Annotated in this window: 4 protein-coding genes; all 4 read left to right on the forward strand. The window is 26.8% G+C overall.

What is annotated here, in order from left to right; all coding sequences use genetic code 11:
- The coding region (locus KQI38_RS22720; protein WP_216554048.1) for an IS3 family transposase at window positions 1-79 on the forward strand (79 nt) is incomplete at its 5' end.
- Between the two features lie 82 nt (window positions 80-161).
- Window positions 162-458: a hypothetical protein gene (locus KQI38_RS00010; protein ID WP_216554042.1), complete on the forward strand. Its 297-nt coding sequence runs from the start codon at window positions 162-164 to the stop codon at window positions 456-458.
- Window positions 459-485: 27 nt separating this feature from the next.
- Entirely contained in the window at window positions 486-1,400 is a 915-nt protein-coding gene (locus tag KQI38_RS00015) for a hypothetical protein (RefSeq protein ID WP_216554044.1), read from the forward strand.
- A 37-nt stretch (window positions 1,401-1,437) separates the two neighbouring features.
- Complete coding sequence (locus KQI38_RS00020) at window positions 1,438-2,367, forward strand: hypothetical protein (RefSeq protein ID WP_216554046.1); 930 nt, start codon at window positions 1,438-1,440, stop codon at window positions 2,365-2,367.
- The last annotated feature ends 221 nt before the right edge of the window (window positions 2,368-2,588 follow it).

Raw genomic sequence — 2,588 nt, forward strand, 5'->3', positions numbered from 1 at the left:
TAACTGGTATAATAACAAAAGAATAAAAGAAAAATTAAACGGCCTGTCACCTATTGAGTATAGGCAACAAGCCGCATAATTAATATTATCCAAAAGTCCGGATTAAAGGGTTCAGATCAAATTGTGGAGAGCTTTCGTATTATTATTATTATTACAATATATTGGAAGATGGAAGAGTAAAGAGGACTCTAGCTAATCCGGCAAAAGGTAAGTATAAATGGGAAGTGGGATATGGATGGGGAAATGTGGATAGCTGTATAATAGATATGCATGAGCCCATACTAACTGTAGATATGATAAAGGAAATAATGGATTACATTATAGAAAACTATAAAGGTATAATCAATTGTGTAATTATAACTATTTTTAATGTAAACTTGATATATAGATATGAGGATCGTGAAATATATGATTATTATGAAAAGAAACATGGAATTGTAATTCTTGAAGATTTTTAATTGTTAAATGAGAAATAGGGTGATTTAATGGATGAAGAATTAGAGAAAAACATAATAAATCAACATTATTCAGAGGAGATATCTTTACAAAAAATAGCCTATAAATATAATTACCGAGATGATTTTTACTTCAATAAAGGTGAGACCTTAGAAAGCTTAAAGGACTATACAGATATGAAAGCGATTAGTATCAATGATGACTATATTGAAGAAACAATATACTATGGAATCGAAGAAATAGAATATAATTGCAAGGAAGATATGGTTAGAGAAAAGACTAAACGTATGGGCAAGGTAGATAGTGAAATTATTTATGAAAATATATATGACGAAAAATTCAATTTGATTGAAAAAAGACTTAATAGACACTCTATAAATACAGGAGATGATGTTGTTATATACTTATATGAAAATATATATGATGAAAATGGAAGGTTAATGAAAGCACTAAGCAAAGATGAAAACGAAGAAATATATGGAACGATAGACTACGAATACGATAATAAACAATTAATTAGAAAAGAAGAAAAATATAAAGGAAATTACAATACAACTCATTACTATTATTACAATGAAAAAGGTATTCTTTATGAAGAGACAGTTATTATAAGTGATGAAATCTCATGTTATTATCAATACAATACACTTGAAGACGGAAGAGTGAAAAAAAATCTGGTTAATCCAGCAAGAGGCAAATACAAGTGGAGATTTAAATATGATAAAGAAGATATTAAAAATTGTGAAGTATATATGCATGAGCCCATATTAACTGCAGATATGATAAAGGAAATAATGGATTATATCATAGCAAACTATAAAGATACAATTGATTGCGTAATTATAGATATTTTAAACATAAATTTGCTTTACAGATATGAAAATCCTGAAATATATAATTATTATCGTGATAATTATGGAATTGTAATTCTTGAAGATTTTTAATTGTATCTATGGATAGAAAAGAAGGGAAAGTGATTTAATGAATAAATGGCTGGAAGTTTCAATGGAAGAGGATAGATACGGAAATTGTATAAGTGCAGAAGAAAAGGTAGATATTTATATAGATGTAAAAGAAGAGGATAATTATATACTTCCTGTATATAAGGATAATCACTATATTACCAACACAAATACTTATTTTTATGAAGGACTTCATTATCAGCATAATATATTTTATTATAAAACCATTGAATTAGTATACAATGAAAAAAATGATTTAATTAGAGAAACAACAAAGAATGTAGATGGCAAGATTACAAAAGAAGTATTATGCGACTATAAATTTGATGAATTTGGCAATAAAATATATGAAGCAGTAAGAACTAAGATAGATAATGAGTATCAGGAAGAGAATGAAATAGTATATACATATGATAACAAATATAATGAATCTGGACAATTAATAGAGAATACTAAAGCTATAAAAGATGGAGAAACCATATTTATCAAAAAATATAAATATGAGAACAATAGATTAGATAAGATAGAAACCTATGATATCAATAATATTCTATATGAAACTTCAGAATTTTACTATGACAATAGTGATAGCCATGAAGAAAAGAGATTGTCATTTGGAGAGTTGTCTTATTATAATCAATATACTTTACTTGAAGACAAAAGATATAAGAAGACTATGTTAAATCCAATTAAAGGTAAGTATAAATGGTCTTTAGATGCAAAAAACATGGGAATGGGAATAGTCAATATTAATATATTTGAACCCATATTGATAGCGGATGTAGTTATAGAAATACTAGAATATTTAACTGAAAGCTATAAAGATAAAGTTGAATCTGTGATAATAAAAAAACATGACAGTATAAATATTGATATATTCAAAGAAGATTTAGAAAGACTGTATCAGATTTATTATGATAAATATAAATTAGAAATTAAATATTTTTAGTTGAGATAATTTGGATATATTATTTCTCAATAATATTCTCCATATTTCAGTTAATTTAATGTGCTCCTCATGACCACAAAAAGTCATGAGGATTTTTATTGTTTATGAATACCACCCGCTAAGCGGGTGGTTCCAAAGAGCTTTCAGCGGTGAACAGAAAATAAGAAACCTCCTTTGATATAATAAAGTTAGGTCTGACCAACCAAACTTAATCGAAGGAG

The sequence above is a fragment of the Tissierella carlieri genome, assembly GCF_018917285.1.
Lineage (GTDB): Bacteria > Bacillota > Clostridia > Tissierellales > Tissierellaceae > Tissierella > Tissierella carlieri.

Coding starts and splice junctions, on each gene's coding strand:
- KQI38_RS00015 (WP_216554044.1), top strand. CDS start 486: ATGGATGAAGAATTAGAGAAAAACATAATAAATCAACATTATTCAGAG.
- KQI38_RS00020 (WP_216554046.1), top strand. CDS start 1,438: ATGAATAAATGGCTGGAAGTTTCAATGGAAGAGGATAGATACGGAAAT.